This is a genomic window from Sphingomonas edaphi (genome assembly GCF_003583725.1).
Lineage (GTDB): Bacteria > Pseudomonadota > Alphaproteobacteria > Sphingomonadales > Sphingomonadaceae > Sphingomicrobium > Sphingomicrobium edaphi.
Genome location: NZ_QXTF01000001.1, coordinates 1,125,113 through 1,147,073 on the forward strand (window position 1 = coordinate 1,125,113; position 21,961 = coordinate 1,147,073).

At 62.4% G+C, this 21,961-nt stretch carries 21 protein-coding genes; 10 read left to right on the top strand and 11 right to left on the bottom strand.

Annotated elements, in window-relative coordinates; all coding sequences use genetic code 11:
• Positions 1-9: 9 nt before the first annotated feature.
• From D3M59_RS05760 to D3M59_RS05780, 5 genes are all read right to left on the bottom strand, one after another.
• Positions 10-294, bottom strand: coding sequence for a hypothetical protein (locus tag D3M59_RS05760; RefSeq protein ID WP_233543150.1), 285 nt, complete (start codon positions 292-294; stop codon positions 10-12).
• Entirely contained in the window at positions 284-1,852 is a 1,569-nt protein-coding gene (locus tag D3M59_RS05765) for a type II and III secretion system protein family protein (protein WP_119532389.1), read from the bottom strand. The genes D3M59_RS05760 and D3M59_RS05765 overlap by 11 nt, the downstream gene beginning before the upstream one ends.
• Positions 1,842-2,792 (bottom strand): Flp pilus assembly protein CpaB, encoded by a 951-nt coding sequence (gene cpaB, locus D3M59_RS05770; protein WP_119532391.1) that lies wholly within the window; start codon positions 2,790-2,792, stop codon positions 1,842-1,844. The genes D3M59_RS05765 and cpaB overlap by 11 nt, the downstream gene beginning before the upstream one ends.
• Before the next feature lie 98 nt (positions 2,793-2,890).
• The gene (locus D3M59_RS05775) at positions 2,891-3,082 is read right to left on the bottom strand and encodes a Flp family type IVb pilin (protein ID WP_119532393.1); all 192 of its coding nucleotides are present in this window, start codon (positions 3,080-3,082) and stop codon (positions 2,891-2,893) included.
• 438 nt (positions 3,083-3,520) lie between these two features.
• Positions 3,521-4,318, bottom strand: coding sequence for a DUF2569 domain-containing protein (locus D3M59_RS05780; RefSeq protein ID WP_119532395.1), 798 nt, complete (start codon positions 4,316-4,318; stop codon positions 3,521-3,523).
• A gap of 99 nt (positions 4,319-4,417) precedes the next feature.
• Between D3M59_RS05780 and D3M59_RS05785 the strand changes: the two genes are divergently transcribed.
• Positions 4,418-6,028, top strand: a complete 1,611-nt coding sequence (locus D3M59_RS05785; protein WP_147416709.1) for a hypothetical protein — start codon at positions 4,418-4,420, stop codon at positions 6,026-6,028.
• Here D3M59_RS05785 and D3M59_RS05790 read toward each other — a convergent pair.
• Positions 6,018-7,022: a phosphatase PAP2 family protein gene (locus D3M59_RS05790; RefSeq protein ID WP_147416710.1), complete on the bottom strand. Its 1,005-nt coding sequence runs from the start codon at positions 7,020-7,022 to the stop codon at positions 6,018-6,020. The genes D3M59_RS05785 and D3M59_RS05790 overlap by 11 nt on opposite strands.
• A gap of 339 nt (positions 7,023-7,361) precedes the next feature.
• On the opposite strand from D3M59_RS05790, the gene D3M59_RS05795 reads away from it, so the two are divergent.
• The 3 genes from D3M59_RS05795 (at position 7,362) to D3M59_RS05805 (ending at position 10,779) form a co-directional block, all read left to right on the top strand.
• Positions 7,362-8,270: a sulfite exporter TauE/SafE family protein gene (locus tag D3M59_RS05795; RefSeq protein WP_119532401.1), complete on the top strand. Its 909-nt coding sequence runs from the start codon at positions 7,362-7,364 to the stop codon at positions 8,268-8,270.
• Positions 8,271-8,308: 38 nt separating this feature from the next.
• Positions 8,309-9,025 (top strand): TIGR02186 family protein, encoded by a 717-nt coding sequence (locus D3M59_RS05800; RefSeq protein ID WP_233543151.1) that lies wholly within the window; start codon positions 8,309-8,311, stop codon positions 9,023-9,025.
• 68 nt (positions 9,026-9,093) lie between these two features.
• The gene (locus tag D3M59_RS05805; protein ID WP_119532403.1) at positions 9,094-10,779 is read left to right on the top strand and encodes a helicase HerA domain-containing protein; all 1,686 of its coding nucleotides are present in this window, start codon (positions 9,094-9,096) and stop codon (positions 10,777-10,779) included.
• Positions 10,780-10,846: 67 nt separating this feature from the next.
• Here D3M59_RS05805 and D3M59_RS05810 read toward each other — a convergent pair whose 3' ends face one another.
• Both D3M59_RS05810 and D3M59_RS05815 read right to left on the bottom strand, forming a co-directional pair.
• Positions 10,847-11,218 (bottom strand): response regulator, encoded by a 372-nt coding sequence (locus D3M59_RS05810; RefSeq protein WP_158581957.1) that lies wholly within the window; start codon positions 11,216-11,218, stop codon positions 10,847-10,849.
• 126 nt (positions 11,219-11,344) lie between these two features.
• On the bottom strand, positions 11,345-11,659 hold the full coding sequence (locus D3M59_RS05815; RefSeq protein WP_119532407.1) for a hypothetical protein: 315 nt from the start codon (positions 11,657-11,659) through the stop codon (positions 11,345-11,347).
• A gap of 167 nt (positions 11,660-11,826) precedes the next feature.
• On the opposite strand from D3M59_RS05815, the gene D3M59_RS05820 reads away from it, so the two are divergent.
• Complete coding sequence (locus tag D3M59_RS05820) at positions 11,827-12,888, top strand: winged helix-turn-helix domain-containing protein (protein WP_158581958.1); 1,062 nt, start codon at positions 11,827-11,829, stop codon at positions 12,886-12,888.
• Here the strand turns inward: D3M59_RS05820 and D3M59_RS05825 are convergent.
• Positions 12,885-14,321 carry a M23 family metallopeptidase gene (locus tag D3M59_RS05825; protein WP_233543180.1) on the bottom strand — a complete coding sequence of 479 codons (1,437 nt, stop codon included), beginning with the start codon at positions 14,319-14,321 and terminating at the stop codon, positions 12,885-12,887. The genes D3M59_RS05820 and D3M59_RS05825 overlap by 4 nt on opposite strands.
• Positions 14,322-14,449: 128 nt before the next feature.
• Between D3M59_RS05825 and D3M59_RS05830 the strand changes: the two genes are divergently transcribed.
• The 5 genes from D3M59_RS05830 to D3M59_RS05850 all read left to right on the top strand — a co-directional run bounded on the left by D3M59_RS05830 (position 14,450) and on the right by D3M59_RS05850 (position 19,009).
• A complete protein-coding gene (locus D3M59_RS05830; protein ID WP_119532413.1) occupies positions 14,450-16,969 on the top strand; it encodes a helicase-related protein in 2,520 nt (839 codons plus the stop codon).
• A 6-nt stretch (positions 16,970-16,975) separates the two neighbouring features.
• Complete coding sequence (locus D3M59_RS05835) at positions 16,976-17,242, top strand: RNA-binding S4 domain-containing protein (protein ID WP_119532415.1); 267 nt, start codon at positions 16,976-16,978, stop codon at positions 17,240-17,242.
• A gap of 32 nt (positions 17,243-17,274) precedes the next feature.
• Positions 17,275-17,616: a ferredoxin FdxA gene (fdxA, locus tag D3M59_RS05840; RefSeq protein WP_119532417.1), complete on the top strand. Its 342-nt coding sequence runs from the start codon at positions 17,275-17,277 to the stop codon at positions 17,614-17,616.
• Positions 17,617-17,677: 61 nt separating this feature from the next.
• On the top strand, positions 17,678-18,514 hold the full coding sequence (locus D3M59_RS05845; RefSeq protein WP_158581960.1) for a MipA/OmpV family protein: 837 nt from the start codon (positions 17,678-17,680) through the stop codon (positions 18,512-18,514).
• Positions 18,515-18,547: 33 nt separating this feature from the next.
• On the top strand, positions 18,548-19,009 hold the full coding sequence (locus D3M59_RS05850; protein ID WP_119532421.1) for a CREC-EF hand family protein: 462 nt from the start codon (positions 18,548-18,550) through the stop codon (positions 19,007-19,009).
• Here D3M59_RS05850 and cysN read toward each other — a convergent pair.
• Together cysN and cysD are read right to left on the bottom strand one after the other, a co-directional pair.
• Complete coding sequence (cysN, locus tag D3M59_RS05855; RefSeq protein ID WP_119532423.1) at positions 19,006-20,928, bottom strand: sulfate adenylyltransferase subunit CysN; 1,923 nt, start codon at positions 20,926-20,928, stop codon at positions 19,006-19,008. The two genes, D3M59_RS05850 and cysN, sit on opposite strands and share 4 nt — an antisense overlap.
• Positions 20,929-21,897, bottom strand: a complete 969-nt coding sequence (cysD, locus tag D3M59_RS05860) for a sulfate adenylyltransferase subunit CysD (protein WP_119532425.1) — start codon at positions 21,895-21,897, stop codon at positions 20,929-20,931.
• Positions 21,898-21,961 lie beyond the last annotated feature (64 nt).

Below are 21,961 nucleotides of genomic sequence, written 5' to 3' on the forward strand. Positions count from 1 at the left end.
TCGCCATCCTTATTGGCCGTTGCCGCCGCTTGAACTGCTGCCTGATCCGCTGCTGATTGAATCACGCTGGACCGGCTTGGTTTGACCTTTGCGATAGCGCTCGGTCGCTTTGGCCGCCTTTTCGCCATGGTCGCCGGGCTTGGCCCCGTCCGCCGGATAGACCGGGTCGGGGTTGATGGTCTGGATCGCCATATCGTAGCGATAGGCCTCGCCGAAGCCGGCATCGACGGGCGTACAGGCGGAAAGGGCCGTGGCCGATACGCCGGCCAGAAGCAGTTTCAGCTCAGAGCGCATGGCCATAATCCTTTTCCAGCTTTGACGGGTCGAGCGCGGCCATACCACCGGGCGCACCGGCGTTCGGCTGCGGCAGTTCGCCGATGGGCCGGTCAACCGGGGACGGCTGCGTCGGAGCCAGCGGATTGACGCCCACCCCGCTATCGGTCCGCCCTAGCAGGAACAGATCCGCTTCGTCCGGGGCGGTCACTCGGTCAGTTGGCAGGCGCATCGACGCGGCGCGCACCGGCCGGACCAGTCGCGGGGTCACTATGATGACCAGCTCAGTCTCTTCCTTCTGGAAATTGGTTGAGCGGAACAGCGCGCCGATAATCGGGATCGAGCCCAAGATCGGGAACTGGCGCACGGTGTCCTGGAAGTCGCGCCGCAGGAGCCCAGCCATCGCGAAGCTTTCACCGTCGCGTAGTTCGACCGTAGTCTTGGCGCGGCGGGTCTGCAGGCCCGGTACGCGAAGGTTATTGATTACGACGGACGCGCTCGGGTCGATTGAACTGACTTCGGGCGCAACCTCCATGTTGATCACGCCGTCGGCCAGCACCGTCGGCGTGAAGGCTAGGCTCACGCCGAACGACTTGAACTGGACGGAAATGGCGTTGCCGTCCGTTCCGCCATTGCCTTGCGCCACCGGGATCGGGAATTCGCCGCCAGCCAAGAAGCTGGCGGTTTCTCCCGACAGCGCGACCAAAGTCGGTTCGGCCAATGTCGTTACCACGCCCTTGCGCTCCAGCGCGTTGAGGGTCGCGTCAATATTGAGGCCGCCAATGCGGAACATGCGCGACAGGATGCCGAAACTGTCGACGATCGCGCCCAGCGCCAGTTGCGGCGGATTGGGCGTCTGCGTCGAGGTGACGGCACCGGTCACAGGATCGGTGACGGTCGTTGTAGTCGTGCCGGTGGAGCTCGTCAGACTTGCCCCGCCGCCGAATGCGCCCTGGAAGCCGTTGTTGCCGCTGCCGCTGAGGAAGCCGCTGATCCCGAGATCTTTCAGCGCACCGCGCTTGATTTCGGAGAAGCGGACCTCGAGCATTACCTGCTGCGCGGACCCGATCGAAAGCAGGTTTATCACCTTGCCGGGCGCATAGGTTTCCGCGACCTGCACCGCTCGGTCGGCTGCCGGGCCGCTGCTAACGATGCCTTCGAGGATGATCGAGTCGTTCGCCATGCGCGCGCCGACTTGGTCGCTGGGCATGAGTTCGGACAGCTGCCGCTTCAGGCTGTTGACGTCCGGCCCGACCGCGACATCCACCACCGCGATCAGCATGTTACGCCGGTCGTACAGTGTCAGGCTGGTCGTGCCCATTTTCTTCCCCAGCACGTAAAGCGACTGGTCGCTTAGTGGCAGGACGTCCGCGATCTCCGGATTGCCGATTAAGGCCTTGGCGAACGGCCGGTCGGACCGCAGCACCTGGCTCTTGTTGAGCGGCACGTTGAGTTCGCCCGCACGAATCTCGGTCGCCTCGCTGACCGTCACTTGGGCGACGGCCGACAGCGGCGCGGCAATCACGCAAGTGACGGCGATGGCGGCGCCGAGCGCTGCCCCTTTAAGCCTAGCGGTCATACTCCCCCACCTCATAACTGCTGTTTTGTGTGCCCCGCGTAACGACGACAGTGCTGGTCGAGCGCTGCGGAACTACGACCGCCGCCGGGCGCGGCGACGGCCGGCGCTGCTGCACGATGCGAGCGATGCGCGCGGGACGAGCGGCAGGCGGCGCCGCGGCCGCACTCGGCGGTTGCGCGCCGGCCTTCGGTGGCAGCGAACCATAATAGCTGTAGCGAAGGTCATCGAGGCTAACCGTCTCGACGTTCGGGATGTTCTGTTCGGCGCCAGGCTTGCGTAGCACCAGGCTCAGCTGGCCAAGCTGCTGGCCAAGCGCCACTTTCTGCGCATCGAGCGGCGTAAGTTCGAGTGTCGCGGTGCGCGACACGACAGGCTGGCCGTTCGATGCGGCTGCCTGATCCATCGCGATGACTCGGATGTTCTGCAGCAGCACGTCGGTCACCTGCTGGCCCTGCGCGGCGCCATCGGCGCCGATCGGCTGGCGAGTAATCAGCACATCGACCGTGTCGTTGGGCTTCACGAAGCCGGCCACGCCGGACACGTCGTTTATGCTGACCGTAGCGGCGCGCATGCCGTCGGGCAGCAGTGCCGCGATAGAGGCGTTCTGCCCCTCGCCCGAAAGGTCGGCTGCAAGTAGCGGCTGGTTCGGAAGGATCGGGCGGAGCGCCACGCGCTTTTTGCCCTCGGGAAGCAGCTCGGCTAGCGTCTTAAACGTTCCGGGCGGAAGGCTTGTCGCGGGATAATTGACGAACCTCACCTTGTCGGGCGTGACCTCGGCGCCGAAGCTCAGCGGCAGCGCTGCAACCGCAACGCGCGTCATGCCTTCGGGCGAATTGGCGAGCTGCCGTTCGCGGCCGGTCAAATAGCTGTTGGCCAGGAGGACTGCGAACAGTCCAAGAATGATCGCGACACCGACTGCGATCAGCGTTTGACGTCTCATGTCGCACCCCCGGCGATTTTGCGGTCTTCTTCGACTTCCGCCACAACGCGGCTATACGCGAATGCCGGGGCCAGTCCGAAGACTGACCCCGGGCTCGATTAGCAGGTGCCGCCTGAAGTGGTTGGCGGATTGTCGATACAACCACGGGCTTGATCCATTGCATTGGCAATCGAGCCGCCCAGCAGCACGGCTGCCAAGGCGATCGCCGCACCGACAATGGCTAGGATAAGAGCATATTCGGCCGCGGCCGCGCCGCGATCGTCACGAAGCATGTTGATGAAAGTCGTCATAGTCCGTCCCCTTAATCATTACCTGCCCCGTCCCCACGGGACGGTTCCGATAGTCGTACGCCGGGGAGGCGAACTCGATCGATGAATGGGGAAATGGCGCACACGCCACACGCCCCCGCAGTCATTTTTTTACACGGCCCCCCAGCCGTTTGACCCAGAAAGGCTGTTCCTTCCTTAACTTTTTGTCAAGCATGACTATTTAACGCTAGTTAACTACAGATGGCCATCAATCGCGCAAAAATGGCAGTTTTCACCTGCTTTTGAATTTTGCCTGGTGCCCAAAGTCGACCCAAAGTCGATCTGACCGTATCAATTGTAGACAGATTCCGGGGGCAGGTTGCTGTCTGACAACGCCGGTCGGCGTAAGTGCTTGGAGTCTTTCGCCCATCTTGCGCGGAACTTGAGCCGAGTCGCAACCCGAGTCGCATTGCTGTGGCGTCAGGCCTCGACGCGATGCCGGAAGGTGACGTTAACTCGTTTCGACAGTAGTAAATAGGGCAGCCACAGGCCGATGCTGATCAGCACCTTCTTCACATTGCCGTCGAGAAGCGTGTGCAGCGCGTCGCCAACTTGCCCCGGCAGGCCATCCGTACTGGCGACAGCCCCGGCAATGGCGAGTTGCATGACAAGGTCCACCGCCCAGATCGCAGCCAGCAGGCGTGGAAATAGCGGCACGCGGCGAAGTGCGGCAACGAAAGCGATGGTATAGAGACTGGACAGGAGGACGACGTCCAGCGTCAGGCCAAAGCGAAGCACCGATAGCCATTGCGGCACGTCACCAGCGAACGCCGGCATCGAAGCCAGATATTCCAGCGCCCGAACCGGCACATTCAACAGCATGCCGATCATCAAGCTGACCATGATGCCGGTCGTTCCATAAAGCGGATGCGCCCGCGCCTCGTTAGCGTCGACATTGCGCCAGCGGCCGACAAATGCCAGCCGGGACGAGGGTTGGGCTAACCGGTCACCGTCCTGGAACCAGCGCAGCGCTAGTGTCATCGACAGCAACGGCGCGCTGACTAGCAGGACATAAGGTAGCAACGTCTCCAACCCCAGCCCACCATCGATCGGACTTATTGCGATCCGCGCCGCCGACGCTAGCATTGCTGCAACGAACCACCAGATCATGATGCGGGGGAGCGACCCTTCCAGCGACACCAACATTGCCGCCGATTTGACGTGCAGCCGGCTGCTCAAGTCGTTGACTGTCGAAATGAGGAAGCGTTCGTTGCTCATGAGCCTTGTAGTAAGCAATTAACCTTACTCCTTGGTAAAAGGCCTCGCGCCCTTCTAGTTCCGTTGCAGCGGCGAACGGGTTGAATTGGGCGGCGGTCGATGGCACCCCTTGTCGCGGGGGAGGCAGGGATGAGGCACGCCGACTGGTGGGAAAGGCGCTGGTTTTGCGCTTTTCTGATTATCGTGTCGGCGACGCCGCTGCTGTGGCCGCAGACACCCCCGCTGGTCGATGTGCCCGGGCATATGGGCCGCTTCCGGGTCCAACTTGACCTAGATCATTCGGAGCATCTTCAGCGCTATTTCGAATTTAACTGGGCCTTGATTGGCAATCTCGGCGTCGACCTTCTTGTCGAATTTCTCGGCCCGCTCATAGGCGTTGAACTGGCAGTAAAGCTCATCGTCATCGCTATTCCGCCGCTTACGGTCGTCGGCCTCATGTGGATCGCCCGGGAAATCCACGGCCGCGTCCCACCGACCATCATGTTTGCTGTCCCTTTTATCTACGGCTACCCGTTCAACTTCGGTTTCATCAACTTTTCCCTATCGTTGGCATTCGCTCTGATTGCCTTTGGATACTGGCTACGCCTAGCCAACTCGGCAAAGCTCGGCCTGCGGGCAGCCCTTTTCCTTCCAATCTCTTGCCTGCTCTGGATAACCCACGCGTTCGGGTGGGGGGTACTCGGACTGCTCGCCTTTTCGTCTGAGCTAGTCAGACAGCGCGACGAAGGCTCCGATTGGCGTTCCTCCTTGCTTCGGTCGGTTTTGGCGATGTCATCGCTGGGACTGCCCTTGCTATTGATGCTGCTCTGGCGAACCGGCGCCGTTGCGGGCGAAACGGATCAATTCTTCCATATTCTCGCAAAGCTATTTGCCCTTGTGGCGACGTTGCGAGATCGTTGGCTGATCTGGGACAGTTTCGGCGTTGGTGCGGCCGTTGTGCTGATCGGTGCGTCAATTTTTGACAAACGCCTCGAACGCTCACGTAAGTTGACAATTCCCACAGTCATATTGGCCGTGACATTTTTCATCATGCCTGCGCGTGTATTCGGTTCAGCCTATGCTGACATGCGTTTGGCACCGTTGATGTTCATGACCGCGGTGCTCGCAATCCGGGTCCGTTGCGATGGGCTGACAGGCGACCGCTGGCTGGCCTGGCTCGGACTCGCTTTTATGCTGTTGAGGCTGGGGGGGAATACGATCAGCTTTGCCATTGCGGACCTTGACGCGCGACGCTGGCTAACGGCGCTCGCCCATATCCCGAAGGGATCCGCCGTCGCCACACTGACCGGCGATTATTGCAGCGAACGTTGGGCTATGCCGCGCCACACTCATCTAGGATCGTTCGTCGTCATTCGGCGCGAAGGATTTTCAAACGACCAGTGGCAGGCTGCTGGCGCACAACTCCTTCGCATCAATTATCCAAAGGCACGCTACTTTGTCGACGATCGCTCTACGTTCATTTATTCCGACGCTTGCATCGCCCACACCGAGGAAATCTCCGAGCGCCCGTTGGAGTATGATCATAGCCCAAAGGCTGCCTTGCGAGCCATCCCTCGCGACGCCTTCGACTTTATCTGGATGATCGATCCGCCGGACTATAAAATGCGCGCGCGTCCCGGGCTCGTACCAGTATGGCGTACACACGACGCAATTCTATACCGGATAGACAAAACTTTCGTTGCTCCAGTTCGATCACCTATCACAGACTAGTTGGCGTCCATCTCTCAGCCAGCTGCCATGACGCATAGGCGATAATGGCCGCTACCGGCGCATCGATGGCATAGTGATAGCCACTATGGATGGAGCCCACCACGATCGCCGCTGCAAAGACGCAAGACGGAATGAACCACGCCGTTCGGCGCGCCGCCAAGACGAAGATTGTGACAGCAGCAACGTGCATCGATGGCATGGCCGAAATTCCCCCGCCATAATATGCCTGAGGGGAACTGACACCTTCCAACAAATATTGTGGTCCTTTAAGAAATGGCGCCTCGGCATCAAGTAGATTTGCAAGCCGATCCTTCAACGGCTCAAACCGACTTCCGAGTTTCGCATCAATCAAGTGGGAAAATATGGGACCTGCGGCGGACAAGAGATAGGCTGTAACAAATCCACCCGCAAACCAGGTTAAAAGCATAGCGGTGTAAAAGACGCCAATGGTACGAATAGTCCCAAAAAAAGTGATGAGAGACTGAGAATAAGCTAAAGCAGCAACCCAAATAGGAACGTAAATCGCTTGAATAACCCCTGTTGACAGCGGCCCAAACATTGAGTGAGTTATTCTCCACGGATCTGTGGCAAATACCGCCTTATCTAGATTCGCGAAGGTATGGTCGAACCTAAAGCCGACCAGCGGCAATATGGCTGATTTCGTTGCCGTAAAGGACGCTAGAAATACTGGAAAAACGATAAGCGGAAGAACTTGCATCGGCAGTTTAGTTTTTAGCTCTGTCCAAAGCGAGCGCGTGGGTTCCAGCTCTCTCGCATAGGCAAGTTGCAACGTTCGATAGAACACCCAAATCATCAGTGCAGTCAACGTGACTACCATTGAACCACGGAAGTAGTCGTCTAGTAGATCGAACGGGCTTGGACCGCCTAATGCATGGGTGGAAATGCCAGCGCCAAGCATTAAGAGGCAGATGAAGATTGGCGCGGCAAGCCAGCGATGATTGCCAACGCGGCCGGATAATGAAGTGGATTTCACTGCGAGCCCCGAACTTTATGCAGGCGGTAACATGAAAAGTTTTACTGTCCTACAGCAACCGTGTTCGCGCGAGCGCCGAAGGGTTAACTCTTCATTTCGTGGGTCTTGCGTGTGCGAGCGCGGTCATTTCTGCCGCAGTCATCTACGTCGAAGTTGGCGCCGCCCCAACGTATACTTCGTACCGGTTTCGTGGTCACTTTCCTTTCATGCAGTATGGTGCCCACCGACCGACGCCGCGACGTTACGAGGGGAGTGACCCTCGATAGCGACTTTCAACCAGGAACCGCGCCCGCCTTGGTTTTGTCGCGTTTTTCCGGCTAGCGTCCGGCCAAACGCCTTATGGATATTTATCTTCCCATTGCCGGTCAGTCGGTCAACGCCCTGTTGATCATATTGCTTGGCGGGCTGGTTGGCCTCTTGTCCGGAATGTTCGGCGTCGGCGGCGGGTTCCTGACCACGCCGCTACTCATCTTCTACGGCATCCCGCCCACCGTCGCCGTCGCCTCGGCGACGACGCAGATTACGGGCGCTTCCGTGTCGGGCGTCTACGCGCATATGCGACGGGGCGGCGTCGATCTGAAAATGGGCGGGGTGATGATCGTCGGCGGCGCGTTCGGAAGCCTGGTCGGCGCTGGCTTGTTCCGATTGTTGCAATCGTCGGGCCAGATCGACCTCGTAATCGGTTTTCTTTACGTCATTCTTCTCGGCGGCATCGGTGCGTTGATGCTCAAGGACGCGATGGTCGCGCTGGGCTGGATCAAGCTGGAAGCGCCGAAGGACCGACCGCGTCACAACCGCTGGGTTGCCGGCCTGCCGGGCCGCTGGCGCTTCTACGCGTCCGGACTCTATTTGTCGCCTCTCGCTCCGCTAGCGCTCGGCTTCCTCGCCGGAATCATGACAGTCCTGCTCGGCGTCGGCGGCGGTTTTATTCTCGTCCCCGCGATGATTTACATCCTCGGCATGGCTGCGCGCGTTGTCGTCGGGACCAGCTTGGTCATGATCCTGGCGGTGAGCGCCGTAACAACCATGATTCACGCCATGACCACCCAGTCGGTCGACATCGTCCTCGCCGCACTGCTGCTGGTCGGCGGCGTGATCGGTGCGCAATATGGCGCAGTCCTCGCGACACGGCTGAAGCCTGACTACCTGCGCCTCGCCCTCGCTAGCATTATCCTACTCGTCGCCATTCGCATGCTGCTCGGCCTTGCGTGGCGGCCCGACGAAATCTTCACGGTCGAATATCTGTGAGGCGCGCGCTGCTCCTCTTCGGCCTAGCGCCGCTGCTGATGGCGCAGAGCCAGCCCAGGTTGGTGCCCGACATTTCTGCACGGTCGATCGAGATCCGCTACAGCTTTACCGGAGCCCAGCTGCTGCTGTTTGGCGCAATTCTCTATCCCGGCGGGCGAGTGCCCAGCCGGCCGGCCGACGTCATCGTCGTCTTGAAGGGTCCGGTGCAGCCCATCCTGTTACGCGAAAAGCAAAAGATCGCCGGCATCTGGATGAATGCGGACAGCAACCGCTTCAGCTCCGCGCCCAGCTTCTACGCGGTCGCCTCTTCGGAACCGGTGCGCAATCTGGTCGATGAACGCACGGCGGCTATCTACGAACTAGGCCTGCAGGACCTTCAGCTCTCCACCGGTGGCGGCGCGCTTCCGGAAAAAGAACGGCGCTTCGAGGCGGGGTTGCTCGACCTTCGCAAGCGTGAGGGGCTGTTCGCCGAATATCCGACCGGCGTCGAAATTAGCGAGGGCGTGCTTTACCGGGCACGGATCTCAATCCCCAGCCAGGTTCCCGTCGGCACCTACACCGCCGAAACCTTTCTCGTTGCCGACGGCAAGGTAATCGCCGCTGCCACGCGCGAGATCGAGATCGGCAAGTCCGGCTTTGAGCGCTTCATTGCGCTGGCCGCCACGCGCCACAGTTTCCTTTACGGCTTGGCCGCCGTCATCCTGTCGCTCGGTCTCGGCTGGGCGGCCGCCATGGCCTTCCGCCGGCGCTCCTAAAGCCAATTTTAACCGAATTCGCTTATTCCGCCCCTGAAGACATTCACCGTCAAGGGGTGGCGTAAGCAATGACCGATCAACCGAGCCTGAAGCAGTTTCTTGATGAACTGAACAATTATGCCGACACGGATGCACCGGCCGGCAATTCAGCGTCGGGTGCTGCGCTTCCGCCGATTGGCCAGGTGCTAGAAATCGCCGGTTCCGGTTCGCGCGTCGTTATGGATGCCGCACGCCTCCTCGAAATGCAGTCGAGTAGCGACCATAGCGTTGCCATGTCCGGCCAGGTCGGTAGCCAGGTGAAGGTAAAGGTCGGCGACAACTGGCTCGTCGCCAACGTCCGCACGCTTCGCGCCGGCGACGAGGCCGGAACGGTCATCGCCAACGTCGACTTCCTTGGCGAAGGCAGCCAGCGGGGCGACGGCGGCCTGTCCAGCTTCCGCCGCGGTGTCACCCGTTATCCGATCCCCGGCGCGACCGTCATGCCCGTCACCACCGACGACATGCGCGCCATCTTCGCCGCCAGCGATGAACCGCACGTCGAGATCGGCACCGTCTACCCGACCGAGGATATCCGCGGCACGCTCTACGTTGACCCGATGCTGTCGAAGCATTTTGCTATCCTGGGTTCGACCGGTACCGGTAAGTCGACCTCGGTCGCGCTGATCCTGCACCGAATTTCGCAGCTGTCGCCCGAAGGTCATATCGTCATGATCGACCCGCACGGCGAATATTCGGCCGCGTTCAAAAGCTGCGGCGAGCTTTTCAACGTCGACAATCTCCAGCTGCCCTATTGGCTGCTGAACTTCGAAGAACATTGCGAAGTGATGCTGACCACCGATGGCGCGGAAAGGCAACGCGACGCTGACATCCTGGCCAAGTGCCTGCTCGCCGCGCGGACCAAGTCCAAGTCGTCGGAACAGTATGGCAAGGTGACGGTGGATTCGCCGATCCCCTACCTGCTGACCGACCTCAACCAGATCCTGGTCGCGGAGATGGGCAAGCTGGACCGGGCCGGCGACACCACACCCTACCAGCGGCTGAAGAACAAGCTGGACGAGCTTCGCGCCGATCCGCGCTACACCTTCATGTTCTCCGGCATGCTTGTCAGTGACTCGATGGGCAGCTTTATCTCGAAGCTGTTTCGCCTGCCGAGCCACGGCCGCCCCATCTCGATTGTCGACGTGTCGGGCGTTCCGTCCGAAGTCACTAGCGTCGTCGTGTCGGTGCTCGCCCGGATGGTATTCGACTATGCTATCTGGTCGCGGACCGAGGCGCAGCGCCCGCTGCTGCTCGTCTGCGAAGAAGCGCACCGCTACGTCCCCAAAGATGAAAACAGCGGCGGCCAGGCCGTGCGCAAGATCTTGGAACGTATCGCCAAGGAAGGTCGTAAATACGGCGTGTCGCTGGGCCTCATTACGCAGCGCCCGTCCGACCTTGCCGAAGGCGTTCTGTCGCAGTGCGGTACCATCATCTCGATGCGCTTGAACAACGACCGCGACCAAGCGTGCGTCCGTGCCGCCATGCCGGAAGGCGCGCGCGGCTTCCTCGACGCCATTCCGGCGCTTCGCAACCGCGAGTGCATCGTCTGCGGCGAAGGCGTTGCTATTCCGATTCGCGTCCGCTTCGACGACCTGGAGCCTGAAAAACGTCCGGCCTCGTCTGATCCCAGCTTCGCCGCCGCCTGGCGGGAAACCGGTGATGAAGAGGGAATCATCTCGCGGACTGTGAAGCGGTGGCGCGGACACGGCAGATAGTTTGTCTGTGACGTAAAGTAAGGGCCTCGCTCCCGCGTGGGGGCGACGCCCTTGCAACTGATCGCCGCTAAATCCGCGCCAAAATGTTCCGAAGGTCCTGCGAGGTCAGCGGCTTCTGGAAGCAGCCGACGCAGTCGAGCCCGTGATGCTTGGCCAACACGCCGGACGCTTCGACCACCGGCGCATCGCAGCCGGACACGATCATCAGTTTCCCGTCGTATTTTCGCGCTTTCAAATAACGCAACATCTCCACGCCGTCGCACCCGGGCATTGCAAGGTCGAGCGCGATGGCATCGGGGTGATGGTGATCCAGTGCCCGCTCAAATTCTTCGGGAGTGGTGACGGACACAGCTTTCCAGCCGGCATCCTCCGCGACGGTCGTCATGAACTCGGCAAGCAGAGGCTGATCTTCGACTACCAGCAAAGTGTCACCGCGCATCGGCAACCGCTCCATCACGTTTCGCGATGGAGACAATGAGTGGTCGAGCGATTTCGTTCCCGCACTTATCGCTACGGGCTTGTTTCGGCACAGGATAGTTGCACGCCCGCTACAGGAAGCCGCGCGCTATTCAGAGTGCGTCGGATTGCACAAATTGCCAGGGAACGGCCCTTGACGGGCGTCCGGATTGCTCGGGCTATCGAACCAATCATACTGCGCAAAGAACGACCTGTAAGACTGGGTCCGGCCACCCGGGTCGATCTGGACAAAGACGTCCGGCGCGACCTCGATCCAGAAACCGTCGGGCGTATCGTTATAGCCGGAGAACGAGCATTCCGACTGTCCCCGGTTGTTCACTTCCCTGCAGTTGCCTGTGATTTCGCCAGCAGGCGCGGGAAACGCCAGCGTCGCGGCTAGCAGGCATCCGATGAAGACTCGCATATTCTCCTACTTGATCTTGACTGTCAGCAAACGCTTCCTGCCCGCTGGAGTCGCCGATCTGGCCAATATCATGGGTAGAGACCCGGGTTGAGCTAACGAAGGTTACGCCAAGCCTTGAATTGCCCGGCCTACCCGTCATTCTGCACCTCTCCGAGAGGCGTGGGAATTTGGCGTTGCAGCAATACCGGTTTGAAGCCTTCACGCTGGACACGGCCAACCGAGAATTGGCTCGCGACGGCCGACGGGTCGAATTAAGTGCCCGTTATTTCGACGCGCTGGCTCTGATGGTCAGCCAGCCGCAGACACTGATGACCAAGGCCCGCCTCCTGGACGAAGTCTGGAACGGCGTACCTGTCACGGACGAAGCGCTGACCCAGTGCATCCGCACACTGCGCCGCGCCCTCGGCGATAGCGCCACGTCGCCGCGTTTCATCGAAACAGTTCCGAAGCATGGCTATCGCTTCATCGGGCAGGTCGACGGAACGGAAAGCCCGGTTCCGCTTGCCCTCTCGGCGCACCGCGGCCTGCCACGACCTATGCTGGTCGGCGCCGCAGGAACCATCGGCGGGGGCCTGGCGGGCGTACTCGGCGGAATTATCTACGGCTTCCTCGCGGCGTCCCAGCCGCTGCAAGCGGGGCTTGGCGGGGCGTCGGTCCTCCTCGTACTCATTGCACTGACAACCTTGGTTGGGCTGATCGGCGGGGCGGGCGTGTCCTTCGGCATCGCCGCCGCGGACTCTCTGCGTAGTTCTGCCCCTGCCAGCATTGCGGGCGGCGCGGTCGGCGGCTTGCTGGTCGGCGCCATCGTTAAGCTGCTCGGGCTGGACGCGTTCAGCCTTCTCCTTGGCCAGTCACCCGGGAATATCACCGGCGCATACGAAGGCGCGTTGCTCGGCGCAGCCGCAGGGATCGGGGCATGGCTGGCGGGTCGCTGGCGAGCACAGCGCCTGCGTCGCAGCGTCGCTGCGTCAGCCGCCGTCGGCGCGACAACCGGCCTTCTCATCATCCTGACCGGCGGACGGCTAATGGCCGGGAGTCTCGATCTCTTGTCGGGCCAGTTTCCTGCATCGCGTTTGCGCTTCGATCATCTCGGCCGGCTGCTTGGCGATGATGGTTTCGGCCCATGGGTACACGCCATCAGCGGCGCGCTGGAAGGCATGTTGTTCATTGCGTTCGTCGCCGCCGCCATCGGACTCGCGCGGCGACAGCTGTCGGACGGTTCGTCTTAGCTTCTCCCGCCAATCGCCATCAGCTGAGCCAGCCGCGCTTTGAACTTGCCCAGCTCTGCTCCGCCGAGCGCAGTCTGGCTAGCGAACTTCACGCCCATCGGATTGATCGCGACACCATTGCGATGCACCTCGTAATGAAGGTGCGGACCGGTCGACAGGCCGCTTGACCCGACATAGCCGATGACCTGTCCCTGCCGAATAATGCTGCCTGGTTCGACGATGATCCGGCTCATGTGGCTATAGCTTGTCGCCAATCCGCCACCATGCGCCAACCGGACCTGCCGACCATAGCCGCCTGCCCAGCCAGCGCGGCTGACCTGCCCGTCGGCGGCGGCCACGATTGGCTGGCCATAATGGGCGCCGAAATCAATTCCGCGATGCATTCTGGCGAAGCGCAGGATTGGGTGGACCCGAAGACCGAAGCTTGACGTGATCCGCGCCGCGACCGGCCAGGCCATGGTCGCGACCTGCCGCCCGGCGCCGTTGACGTCCATCCAGTCTGTTCGGCCGTTCAACGTCCACTTTATCAGCCTGACCGGCTTTCCGGCCGCCCGGTCGATCGCGGCGTAGAGCAGCGGCCCCGCCTGACTTTCGCCCGTTGCAGCCCGGCGGTTAGCGATAATCAGGTCGAACTGGTCGTTCGGCGCGACCTCGCTGCCGACATCGATCTGCGTCGCGAGTGCACGAAGATATTCGCTTGCCGAGGCCGACGGAACGCCCGCCGCCCGCAGCGCCCAGTAGAGTCCGTCACCAACGCGCCCTCTAACCCGCAGAGGTGTCGAATCCACCGCGATCCGGCTGGCGGAAATCGTCAATGCGTCTCCCGAGCGGCTGACGAAAAGGTTAAGATCGAGTCCGGCCCGAAGCGCGATGCGCTCGATCGGGCGGACGCCGTTAGGGCTCCGTCTTCCTAGCCGGATCGAGAGGCTTGTACCGGGCGAGACCTTGCCCCCTGCGGCGGACATGATCATCCGCGCCGCCTGTCCCGCTTCGACGTAGCTTGCGCCCGCGCGCGCCAGCAGCTGGTCGACCGTGTCGCCACTACCCAGTCGGGCAAACAAGTCGATACTCGGCCGGTCCGGCGCTACCGCCAGCGGTTCCACCAGGGAGTTGGCGGCCATGCGCCCTCCTGTCCCCGATCCAGCACTCGTCGGTTCAATGGCCAGTTCGCGAAACTGATCCGCCTCAGCGCCGCCTACGAAACTAGTCCCGGTGGCAGGCAGGGGTTCGAATGGTGCGGGCGCAAGCACCGCGACGAGGGCGCACAGGAAACTAAGCGTCGCGACGCCGCCCCACCAGCGTTTGGACAGCGGCTCTTCGGCCAGGTCGACGACAAGGTCGATATCGCGCAGCTTCTTCCGGCGGCGGCCGAACCTTGCGACATGCGGCCCGGCAACGGCCGTTGCCTCGGCGTTTCGCCACTGTGCGCGCATGTCGAGCAAGAAAAGCCGTCCTTCGTTCCCGGTCTCTCCCGCCATCATGGTTAAAAAGGGTTAAAGTCCCCTAAACATCGGACACTTAAGCGCTTGCGCTTCCGCGCGCGCGTGCCAAGATTGCTGTTATGCCCGCCCCTGGTGACGGCCTTCTCCGGGCCATTCTCGGCCCGACCAATACCGGCAAGACCTACTTGGCGATTGAGCGGATGTGCGCCCATTCGTCTGGCGTCATCGGGTTTCCGCTCCGGCTGCTCGCCCGCGAAGTCTATGATCGCGTGGTCCAGATCAAGGGCGCCAACCAAGTCGCGCTGATCACTGGGGAGGAGCGCATCGTCCCGCAGGGCGCGCGCTATTTCCTGACGACCGCCGAATCCATGCCAATCAAGGGCTGGGCCGAACATCCCGACGATAGTGGCCGCGACTTCGCCTTCGCGGCGATCGATGAGGCTCAGCTCGGCATCGATCCGGAGCGCGGTCATGTCTTTACCGACCGCATGTTGCGCGCGCGGGGCCGGGAGGAAACGCTGATCCTCGGCTCCGACACGCTGAGGCCACTCATTCGCAAATTGCTGCCCGACGCGGAAATCGTCAGCCGGCCCCGCTTTTCAACACTACGCTACGCCGGCGCGACCAAGCTGTCCCGCCTGCCACCACGCTCCGCCATCGTCGCGTTCAGCGCGGAGCAGGTCTATGCACTTGCCGAGATGCTGCGCCGCTTCAAGGGCGGGGCCGCCGTTGTCATGGGTGCTCTGTCCCCGGCCACCCGCAACGCTCAGGTCGCAATGTTCCAGCGCGGCGAGGTGGATCATCTCGTTGCTACCGACGCGATCGGCATGGGCCTCAACATGGACGTGACGCACGTTGCTTTCGCTGGCCTCGAAAAGTTCGACGGCCGGCGCGACCGACGCCTGACCATTTCCGAGATGGCGCAGATTGCGGGGCGCGCCGGCCGCCACCAGCGCGACGGCAGCTTCGGCACGCTCGGCCTCGGCGGCGACAGCGCGCCGGAGTTTAGCGAAGAAGAAATCAACGCGATCGAAGAGCATCGCTTCCGCCCGCTCGATTCACTCTATTGGCGAAACTCCGACCTTGATTTCACCTCCGTAGCCGACCTCATTCGCAGCCTCGAAATTCGGAGCGAAGACCCCCTCCTGCGAAGCGCGCCGCTGGCAATCGATCTCGCGGTGTTGAAGCTGATCGCGGAGGATCCCGCGATCGCCGCCACGCGCGGCGTCAAGGCGCGGCGGCTTTGGGCGGTCTGTGGTCTTCCCGACTTCCGCAAGGTCGGGCCGATGCACCACGCGCGCATGGTTCGCCGCCTCTACGGCTACATCAGCGAGGGAGGCCATATCCCGCACGAGTGGTTCGCGGCCGAAGTCACGCGCCTCGACCGGGTGGAGGGCGATATCGAGGCGCTAGCCGACCGGCTCGCTGGTATCCGCAGTTGGGCCTATATCGCGCAGCGCGCAGACTGGCTCGCCGATCCCGCCAAATGGGCCGCTCGTACCCGCGCAGTAGAGGGCCGGCTGAGCGATGCACTTCACGAACGGCTGACCCAACGCTTTGTCGACCGGCGTACTGCAGTCCTGGTCCGAGACATTGGCGCGCGCGGTGCGGACGCCCTGCCCGTCACCGTCGCGGCCGACGGCGAGGTCAGCGTGGGACCGGAGCCGATTGGCCATTTGGCAGGCTTTGAATTTCGCGTCGATCCCTCAGCTCGCCACGCCGACAAGCGCCTGCTGCTCGCTGCCGCCGAGCGGCGCCTCGGTGACGAATTGGACCGCCGCGCCGCTGCCCTGTGCGATGCGCCTGACACCGATTTCCAGTTGGTCGAGGAGGCCGGCAGCCTCGGCATCGGCTGGAACGAGCATGTCCTTGCCCGGCTGGCGCCCGGACGGTCCTTGATGGAGCCGGCGGTTCGCACTGCACGGCCGCTCGATCGGCTGTCCGCGACGCGCCGCGCCACACTGCGGGCGCGGCTCGAGCGCTGGATCGAAAGCCAGGTCGCTCGCCATTTGCCTGCCCTTAAGACTTTGGCGGTCACGGCCATCGATCCGGCCGCCAGCCCTGGCGTCCGCGCGCTCGCTGCCATGCTAGTCGACGCCGGCGGAATCCTTCCGCGCCGGACCATGGCGGCGCAATTGGCGGCTCTCGACAAGGTCGACCGACACACGCTGCACCGTCTTCGCGTCCGGCTCGGCGCGCTTGATATTTATGTCCAGTCGCTGCTCAAGCCCGCAGCCCAGCAGTGGCGTGGCGCGTTGCTCGCGGTTCGCGCCGGGGCCGCAATGCCGCGCCTGCCCGAGGCGTCCGCCGCCACGCTAGACGGATCGGCGGACCCGCGTGGCGCGGCACTCGCTTTCCGCCGATTGGGCGCGACCTGGCTCCGCATCGACCTTGCCGATCGGCTGGCGTCGCATGCGCACCAGGTGCGTCAACATGGCGGCAGCGACCCTGTCGATGCGGCGCTTGCGACCAGCCTGGGTCTCGACGAGCCGACCATCCGCCACCTGATGGCCGAAATTGGCTTCGTTCCATCGGGCGAGGCCTGGACTTGGCGCGGCCAGCGCCGGCCGCGCCGCCGCGCGCCACAGGGACCAAAACCAGGCAACGCTTTTGCAGCATTGGCAGGTCTCAAGCGTTAATCGCCGGTGCGTCTCGACCGCTACCTATTCTTCATTCGGCTGTTGAAAAGCCGCAGCCTCGCCCAAGCGCTGATCGACGAGGGGCATGTGAGGCTGGACGGGCGGCGCGTCGCCAAGACGGCCGAGGATGTGCGTGTCGGCAACATCATTGCCATGCCTCTTCACGGTACGGTTCGCGTCATTCGAGTGCTGGCCATTCCGGCCCGTCGGGGTCCGCCGGCTGAAGCGCGCGCTCATTATGAGGAGATTGACGCGGGCAGCGCCGCGACTTAGCGACTGCTCAAGTTCAAGGGAGCCAATACGCCATGACCTACGTCGTCACCGACGCCTGCATCCGTTGCAAATATATGGACTGCGTCGAAGTGTGTCCGGTGGATTGCTTCTACGAGGGTGAGAATATGCTCGCCATCAATCCCAACGAATGCATCGACTGCGGGGTGTGCGAACCGGAATGCCCGGCCGAGGCGATCTTACCCGACACCGAAAGCGGCCAGGAAAAGTGGCTGGAGCTGAACGCGACCTTCTCGGCACAGTGGCCCAACGTCACGCGCAAGAACAACCAGACGCCGGAAGACGCCGACGAGCACAAGGGCGAAGAAGGCAAGTATGAGAAGTATTTCTCGCCAGAGCCCGGGCAGGGGGACTGACGCTCGGGAACAATGGGGCTTTCCGAGCGCTAGCCGCCCGATAATAGGGGAAGGCTTGTTCATGTTAAAATCCATTGCCGCCACGGCGGCCCTGCTGTTCGCGATGCCGGCGCTAGCCCAGTCCGGCGATTCCGCGTTGCCCGATCCCAACGACCAGAGCGATACCGTCACCATCGGTGCGGGCGCCGCCTATATCCCCGATTACGAAGGGTCCGACGATTACCGGATCATCCCGGCGGGAGCGATCCGCGGCCGCGTCAGCGGCATCAGCTTCTTCACCCGCGCAACCTACCTTTATGTCGATGTCGTCGGGCGCGGCGACGATGCGCTGGAATTCGACGTCGGCCCCATTGTCGGCGCGCGCCTCAACCGCACCGGCAAGATCAAGGATGATTTTGTCGACGCGCTTCCTGAGCGGGAAACAGCGTTCGAGGTCGGCGGCTTCGCCGGCGTCACCTACCACGGCCTGACAAACCCTTATGACTCGCTCAGTTTCCGCGTCGATGTGGTGAAGGATGTCGGCAATGCGCATGAATCGACGGTTGTCACACCGACAATCGATTTTGGGACGCCTCTGTCGCGCCACACCTATGTTGGAGCATCCCTTAGCGCCGAATGGGCCGGCGGCGGATATGCCGACTATTATTATTCGATCTCACCCACGGACTCGATTGCTAGCACCCTGCCGGTTTACGACGCCGACGGCGGCTTCAAGAGCTGGCGGCTGGGCCTTCTCGTCAACCAGTCGCTCTCCGGCGACCTGACAAGCGGTCTGTCACTCTTCGGCACCGGCAGCTATTCACGACTGGCGGGCGACTTCAAGGATTCGCCGATCGTCGATCTTCGCGGTAGCGCCAGCCAATGGCTCGCCGCAGTGGGCCTCGCCTATACCTTCTAGCCAGCATCCACCCGCACTTGGTATCAGCTTGCCATGCGCTGGATTCACACTGCAATGATCTTGATGCTCGGAGGGGCTGCCATTGCTCAAACCGGATCAATCAGCCGCGCCCGCTTCACTGCTGACATGGACGCCCAGTTTCGGGCGATCGATACCGACCGCAACGGCCAGCTAAGCACCGTCGAGATCGAGGCGTCGCAACGCGCCGAGGCCTCGACCGCCGCCAGCCGGCGCAACACGACACTGTTCGCGCAGCTCGATACCGACAAGGATGGCAAGCTCACTCCACAGGAGTTCGACAAGCTCAACAATCCGCCGCCAAACACCGCCAATGCCGCGCTGATGTTGGGACGAATGGACGGCAACCGGGACCGGCAGGTCAGCATGGCGGAGCATCGCGCCGCCATGCTCGCCAATTTCGACCGGCTCGACACCAATCGCGATGGCGTCGTCAGCGCGGCCGAAATGAAAGCGGGTGGCGCGCAGCCACGCTAGCGGCGCCGCTCGATCAGGTCGATCACCGCATCGGCCGCCTGCTCAGCCGTCATCTTCACCGTGTCGATCCAAAGTTCGGGCTGTTCGGGCGGTTCGTAGGGACTGTCTATGCCGGTGAAGTTGGGCAGCTCGCCTGCACGCGCCTTGGCATAGAGTCCCTTCACGTCGCGGGCCTCGGCGTCGGCGAGCGGCGTGTCGACAAACACCTCGATGAATTCGCCGTCTGGCAGCATCCGACGCACCATCTCCCGCTCTGCCCGGAACGGCGAGATGAAAGCGGTCAGGACAATCAGGCCCGCATCGGCCATCAGCTTAGCGACCTCGCCGACGCGGCGGATATTCTCGATGCGGTCAGCCTCGGTAAAGCCGAGATCCTTGTTGAGCCCGTGCCGCACATTGTCGCCATCCAGGAGAAAGGTGTGACGGCCAAGGGCCACCAGCTTCTTCTCGACGAGGTTGGCGATCGTCGACTTGCCGGCGCCACTTAAACCCGTGAACCAAAGCACTGCCGGCTTCTGCCCTTTTAGCCGGGCGTGGGTTTCACGGCTGACGTCCAAAGCCTGCCAGTGGATGTTTTCTGCCCGGCGAAGCGCAAAATGCAGCATGCCTGCCGCGACCGTCGCATTGGTCAGCTTGTCGATCAGGATGAAGCCGCCTAGCGCCCGATTGGGCCCACCGTCGTGCTGGTCCCGATAGGGTTCGAAAACGATAGGCCGGTCGACGGTCAGGTCGGCGACGCCGATGGCATTGAGGTCCAGCGTCTTAGCTGCAAGCTCATCCAGCGTGTTGACGTTGAGCTGATATTTGGGGTGGGCCACCGTCGCCGTCGCAGACTGGGTGCCCAGCTTCAGCCAATAGCCTTTGCCCGGCACCATCTCTTCATCCGCCATCCAGACGATCGTCGCTTCGAACTGGTCGGCTGCGTGGGGCGCTTGGCTGGCGGCGGCAATGACGTCCCCGCGCGAACAGTCAACTTCGTCCTCCAGGGTCAGCGTCACCGACTGCCCGGCAACCGCTTCATCAAGATCGCCACCCATGGTCACGATGCGCGCGACGGTGGATGTCCGTCCCGACGGCAGGATGCGCACCTCGTCGCCCGGCGCTATGCGACCGCTCGCTACCTGCCCGGCAAAACCCCGGAACGACGGGTCTGGCCGGCTGACCCATTGCACCGGCATGCGAAACGGCTTGGCCTCATCCGATTCACTGTCGATTGGCACCGTTTCTAAGTGCTCGACCAGCGTCGGTCCGTCGTACCAGTCCATCGCCTCGCTGCGCGCCGCGATGTTGTCGCCATTGAGGCCTGACACGGGAATGGCGATCCACTGGTCGATACCGATGCGGTCGGCGAACGCCCGGTAGTCGGCGACGATGGCGGCGAACAAGTCGGCGTCGTGGTCGACTAGGTCCATCTTGTTGATCGCCAGCACGAAGCGCCGGATTCCCACCATCTGCGCCAGGATGGAGTGTCGCCGCGTCTGTTCCAGAACGCCCTTGCGCGCATCGACTAGCAGCACCGCCAGCTCGGCGGTCGAGGCGCCGGTGACCATGTTGCGCGTATATTGCTCGTGGCCCGGCGTGTCGGCGACGATGAACTTGCGCTTGTCCGTCGCGAAGAAGCGATAGGCAACATCGATAGTGATGCCCTGTTCGCGCTCCGCTGTAAGGCCGTCGACCAGCAGAGCGAAATCGATGTTCGACCCTTGCGTCCCGACCCGCCGGCTGTCGCTTTCCAGCGCCGCCATCTGGTCCTCGAAAATCTGCTTCGAATCGTGCAGCAGCCGGCCGATTAAAGTGGACTTACCGTCATCGACGCTGCCGCAGGTGATGAAGCGCAGCAGCTCCTTCGCCTTCTGCCGCTCAAGGTAGGCGCCGATGTCGGCGGCGATGAGGTCGCGCTCGTCTGCACGGAAGGCCATCTAAAAATAGCCCTCCTGCTTCTTCTTCTCCATGGACCCGTCGCCCGCGTCGCGGTCGATAATTCGGCCCTGCCGCTCGCTCGTCGTCGCCAGCAGCATTTCTTGAACAACCTTCTCGATCGTGTCGGCGTCGCTCTCGACCGCGCCTGACAAGGGATAGCAGCCTAGAGTCCGGAAGCGCACCGACCGGGTTTCGACCCGCTCGCCGTCGCGCAGCCGGAACCGCGCGTCGTCGACCATCAGAAGCAGGCCGTCCCGTTCCACCACCGGCCGGGGCGCGGCCAGGTACAAAGGAACGATCTCGATCCCTTCGGCCATGATGTATTGCCACACGTCGAGCTCGGTCCAATTCGACAGCGGGAATACCCGCATCGATTCCCCGGGTGACTTCCGCACATTGTAGAGCGACCACAACTCCGGCCGCTGTCGCTTTGGGTCCCACCGATGGCTGGCCGAGCGGAACGAGAAAATCCGCTCCTTCGCGCGGCTCTTCTCCTCGTCGCGCCGGGCGCCGCCGAACGCCGCGTCGAACCCGTACATGTCGAGCGCCTGCCGAAGACCTTCGGTCTTCCACATGTCGGTATGCCGCGGCCCATGGTCGAACGGGTTGATACCCTTCGCCTCCGCCTCCGGGTTCTTGTAGGTGATGAGCTCGATGCCCGCCTCGCCGCTGACCTTGTCGCGCGAGGAATACATGTCGCGAAACTTCCAGGTCGTATCGACGTGCAGCAGCGGGAAGGGCAGCGGCGCGGGATAGAAGGCCTTGCGCGCGAGATGCAGCATCACGGCGCTGTCCTTGCCAATCGAGTACAGCATTACCGGGCGCGCCGCCTCCGCGACCGTTTCACGCATGATGTGGATGCTCTCGGCCTCCAGCCGGTCGAGATGGGAAAGTCTGGACATTCGCTGCCTGTGAAGCCCGCGCTCGCTGCAAAGGTCAAGCCGCTCCTTGCCCCATCCCCGGTTCATATTGCCGCAAGGCGCCTTGCGGCACTCGGCGCGTAAGGGCCATTATGAGGCCAAAGCATTTCGA

Excerpts from the sequence above, each read along its gene's own strand:
- D3M59_RS05825 (WP_233543180.1), bottom strand. The coding sequence starts at position 14,321 with ATGCGCGCACAGTGGCGAAACGCCGAGGCAACGGCCGTTGCCGGGCCG.
- D3M59_RS05850 (WP_119532421.1), top strand. The coding sequence starts at position 18,548 with ATGCGCTGGATTCACACTGCAATGATCTTGATGCTCGGAGGGGCTGCC.
- D3M59_RS05815 (WP_119532407.1), bottom strand. The coding sequence starts at position 11,659 with ATGCGAGTCTTCATCGGATGCCTGCTAGCCGCGACGCTGGCGTTTCCC.
- D3M59_RS05805 (WP_119532403.1), top strand. The coding sequence starts at position 9,094 with ATGACCGATCAACCGAGCCTGAAGCAGTTTCTTGATGAACTGAACAAT.
- fdxA (WP_119532417.1), top strand. The coding sequence starts at position 17,275 with ATGACCTACGTCGTCACCGACGCCTGCATCCGTTGCAAATATATGGAC.
- cysN (WP_119532423.1), bottom strand. The coding sequence starts at position 20,928 with ATGGCCTTCCGTGCAGACGAGCGCGACCTCATCGCCGCCGACATCGGC.
- D3M59_RS05775 (WP_119532393.1), bottom strand. The coding sequence starts at position 3,082 with ATGACGACTTTCATCAACATGCTTCGTGACGATCGCGGCGCGGCCGCG.
- D3M59_RS05845 (WP_158581960.1), top strand. The coding sequence starts at position 17,678 with ATGTTAAAATCCATTGCCGCCACGGCGGCCCTGCTGTTCGCGATGCCG.
- D3M59_RS05765 (WP_119532389.1), bottom strand. The coding sequence starts at position 1,852 with ATGACCGCTAGGCTTAAAGGGGCAGCGCTCGGCGCCGCCATCGCCGTC.
- D3M59_RS05800 (WP_233543151.1), top strand. The coding sequence starts at position 8,309 with ATGGCGCAGAGCCAGCCCAGGTTGGTGCCCGACATTTCTGCACGGTCG.
- D3M59_RS05760 (WP_233543150.1), bottom strand. The coding sequence starts at position 294 with ATGCGCTCTGAGCTGAAACTGCTTCTGGCCGGCGTATCGGCCACGGCC.
- D3M59_RS05795 (WP_119532401.1), top strand. The coding sequence starts at position 7,362 with ATGGATATTTATCTTCCCATTGCCGGTCAGTCGGTCAACGCCCTGTTG.
- D3M59_RS05780 (WP_119532395.1), bottom strand. The coding sequence starts at position 4,318 with ATGAGCAACGAACGCTTCCTCATTTCGACAGTCAACGACTTGAGCAGC.
- D3M59_RS05785 (WP_147416709.1), top strand. The coding sequence starts at position 4,418 with ATGGCACCCCTTGTCGCGGGGGAGGCAGGGATGAGGCACGCCGACTGG.
- cysD (WP_119532425.1), bottom strand. The coding sequence starts at position 21,897 with ATGAACCGGGGATGGGGCAAGGAGCGGCTTGACCTTTGCAGCGAGCGC.
- D3M59_RS05830 (WP_119532413.1), top strand. The coding sequence starts at position 14,450 with ATGCCCGCCCCTGGTGACGGCCTTCTCCGGGCCATTCTCGGCCCGACC.
- D3M59_RS05810 (WP_158581957.1), bottom strand. The coding sequence starts at position 11,218 with ATGCGCGGTGACACTTTGCTGGTAGTCGAAGATCAGCCTCTGCTTGCC.
- cpaB (WP_119532391.1), bottom strand. The coding sequence starts at position 2,792 with ATGAGACGTCAAACGCTGATCGCAGTCGGTGTCGCGATCATTCTTGGA.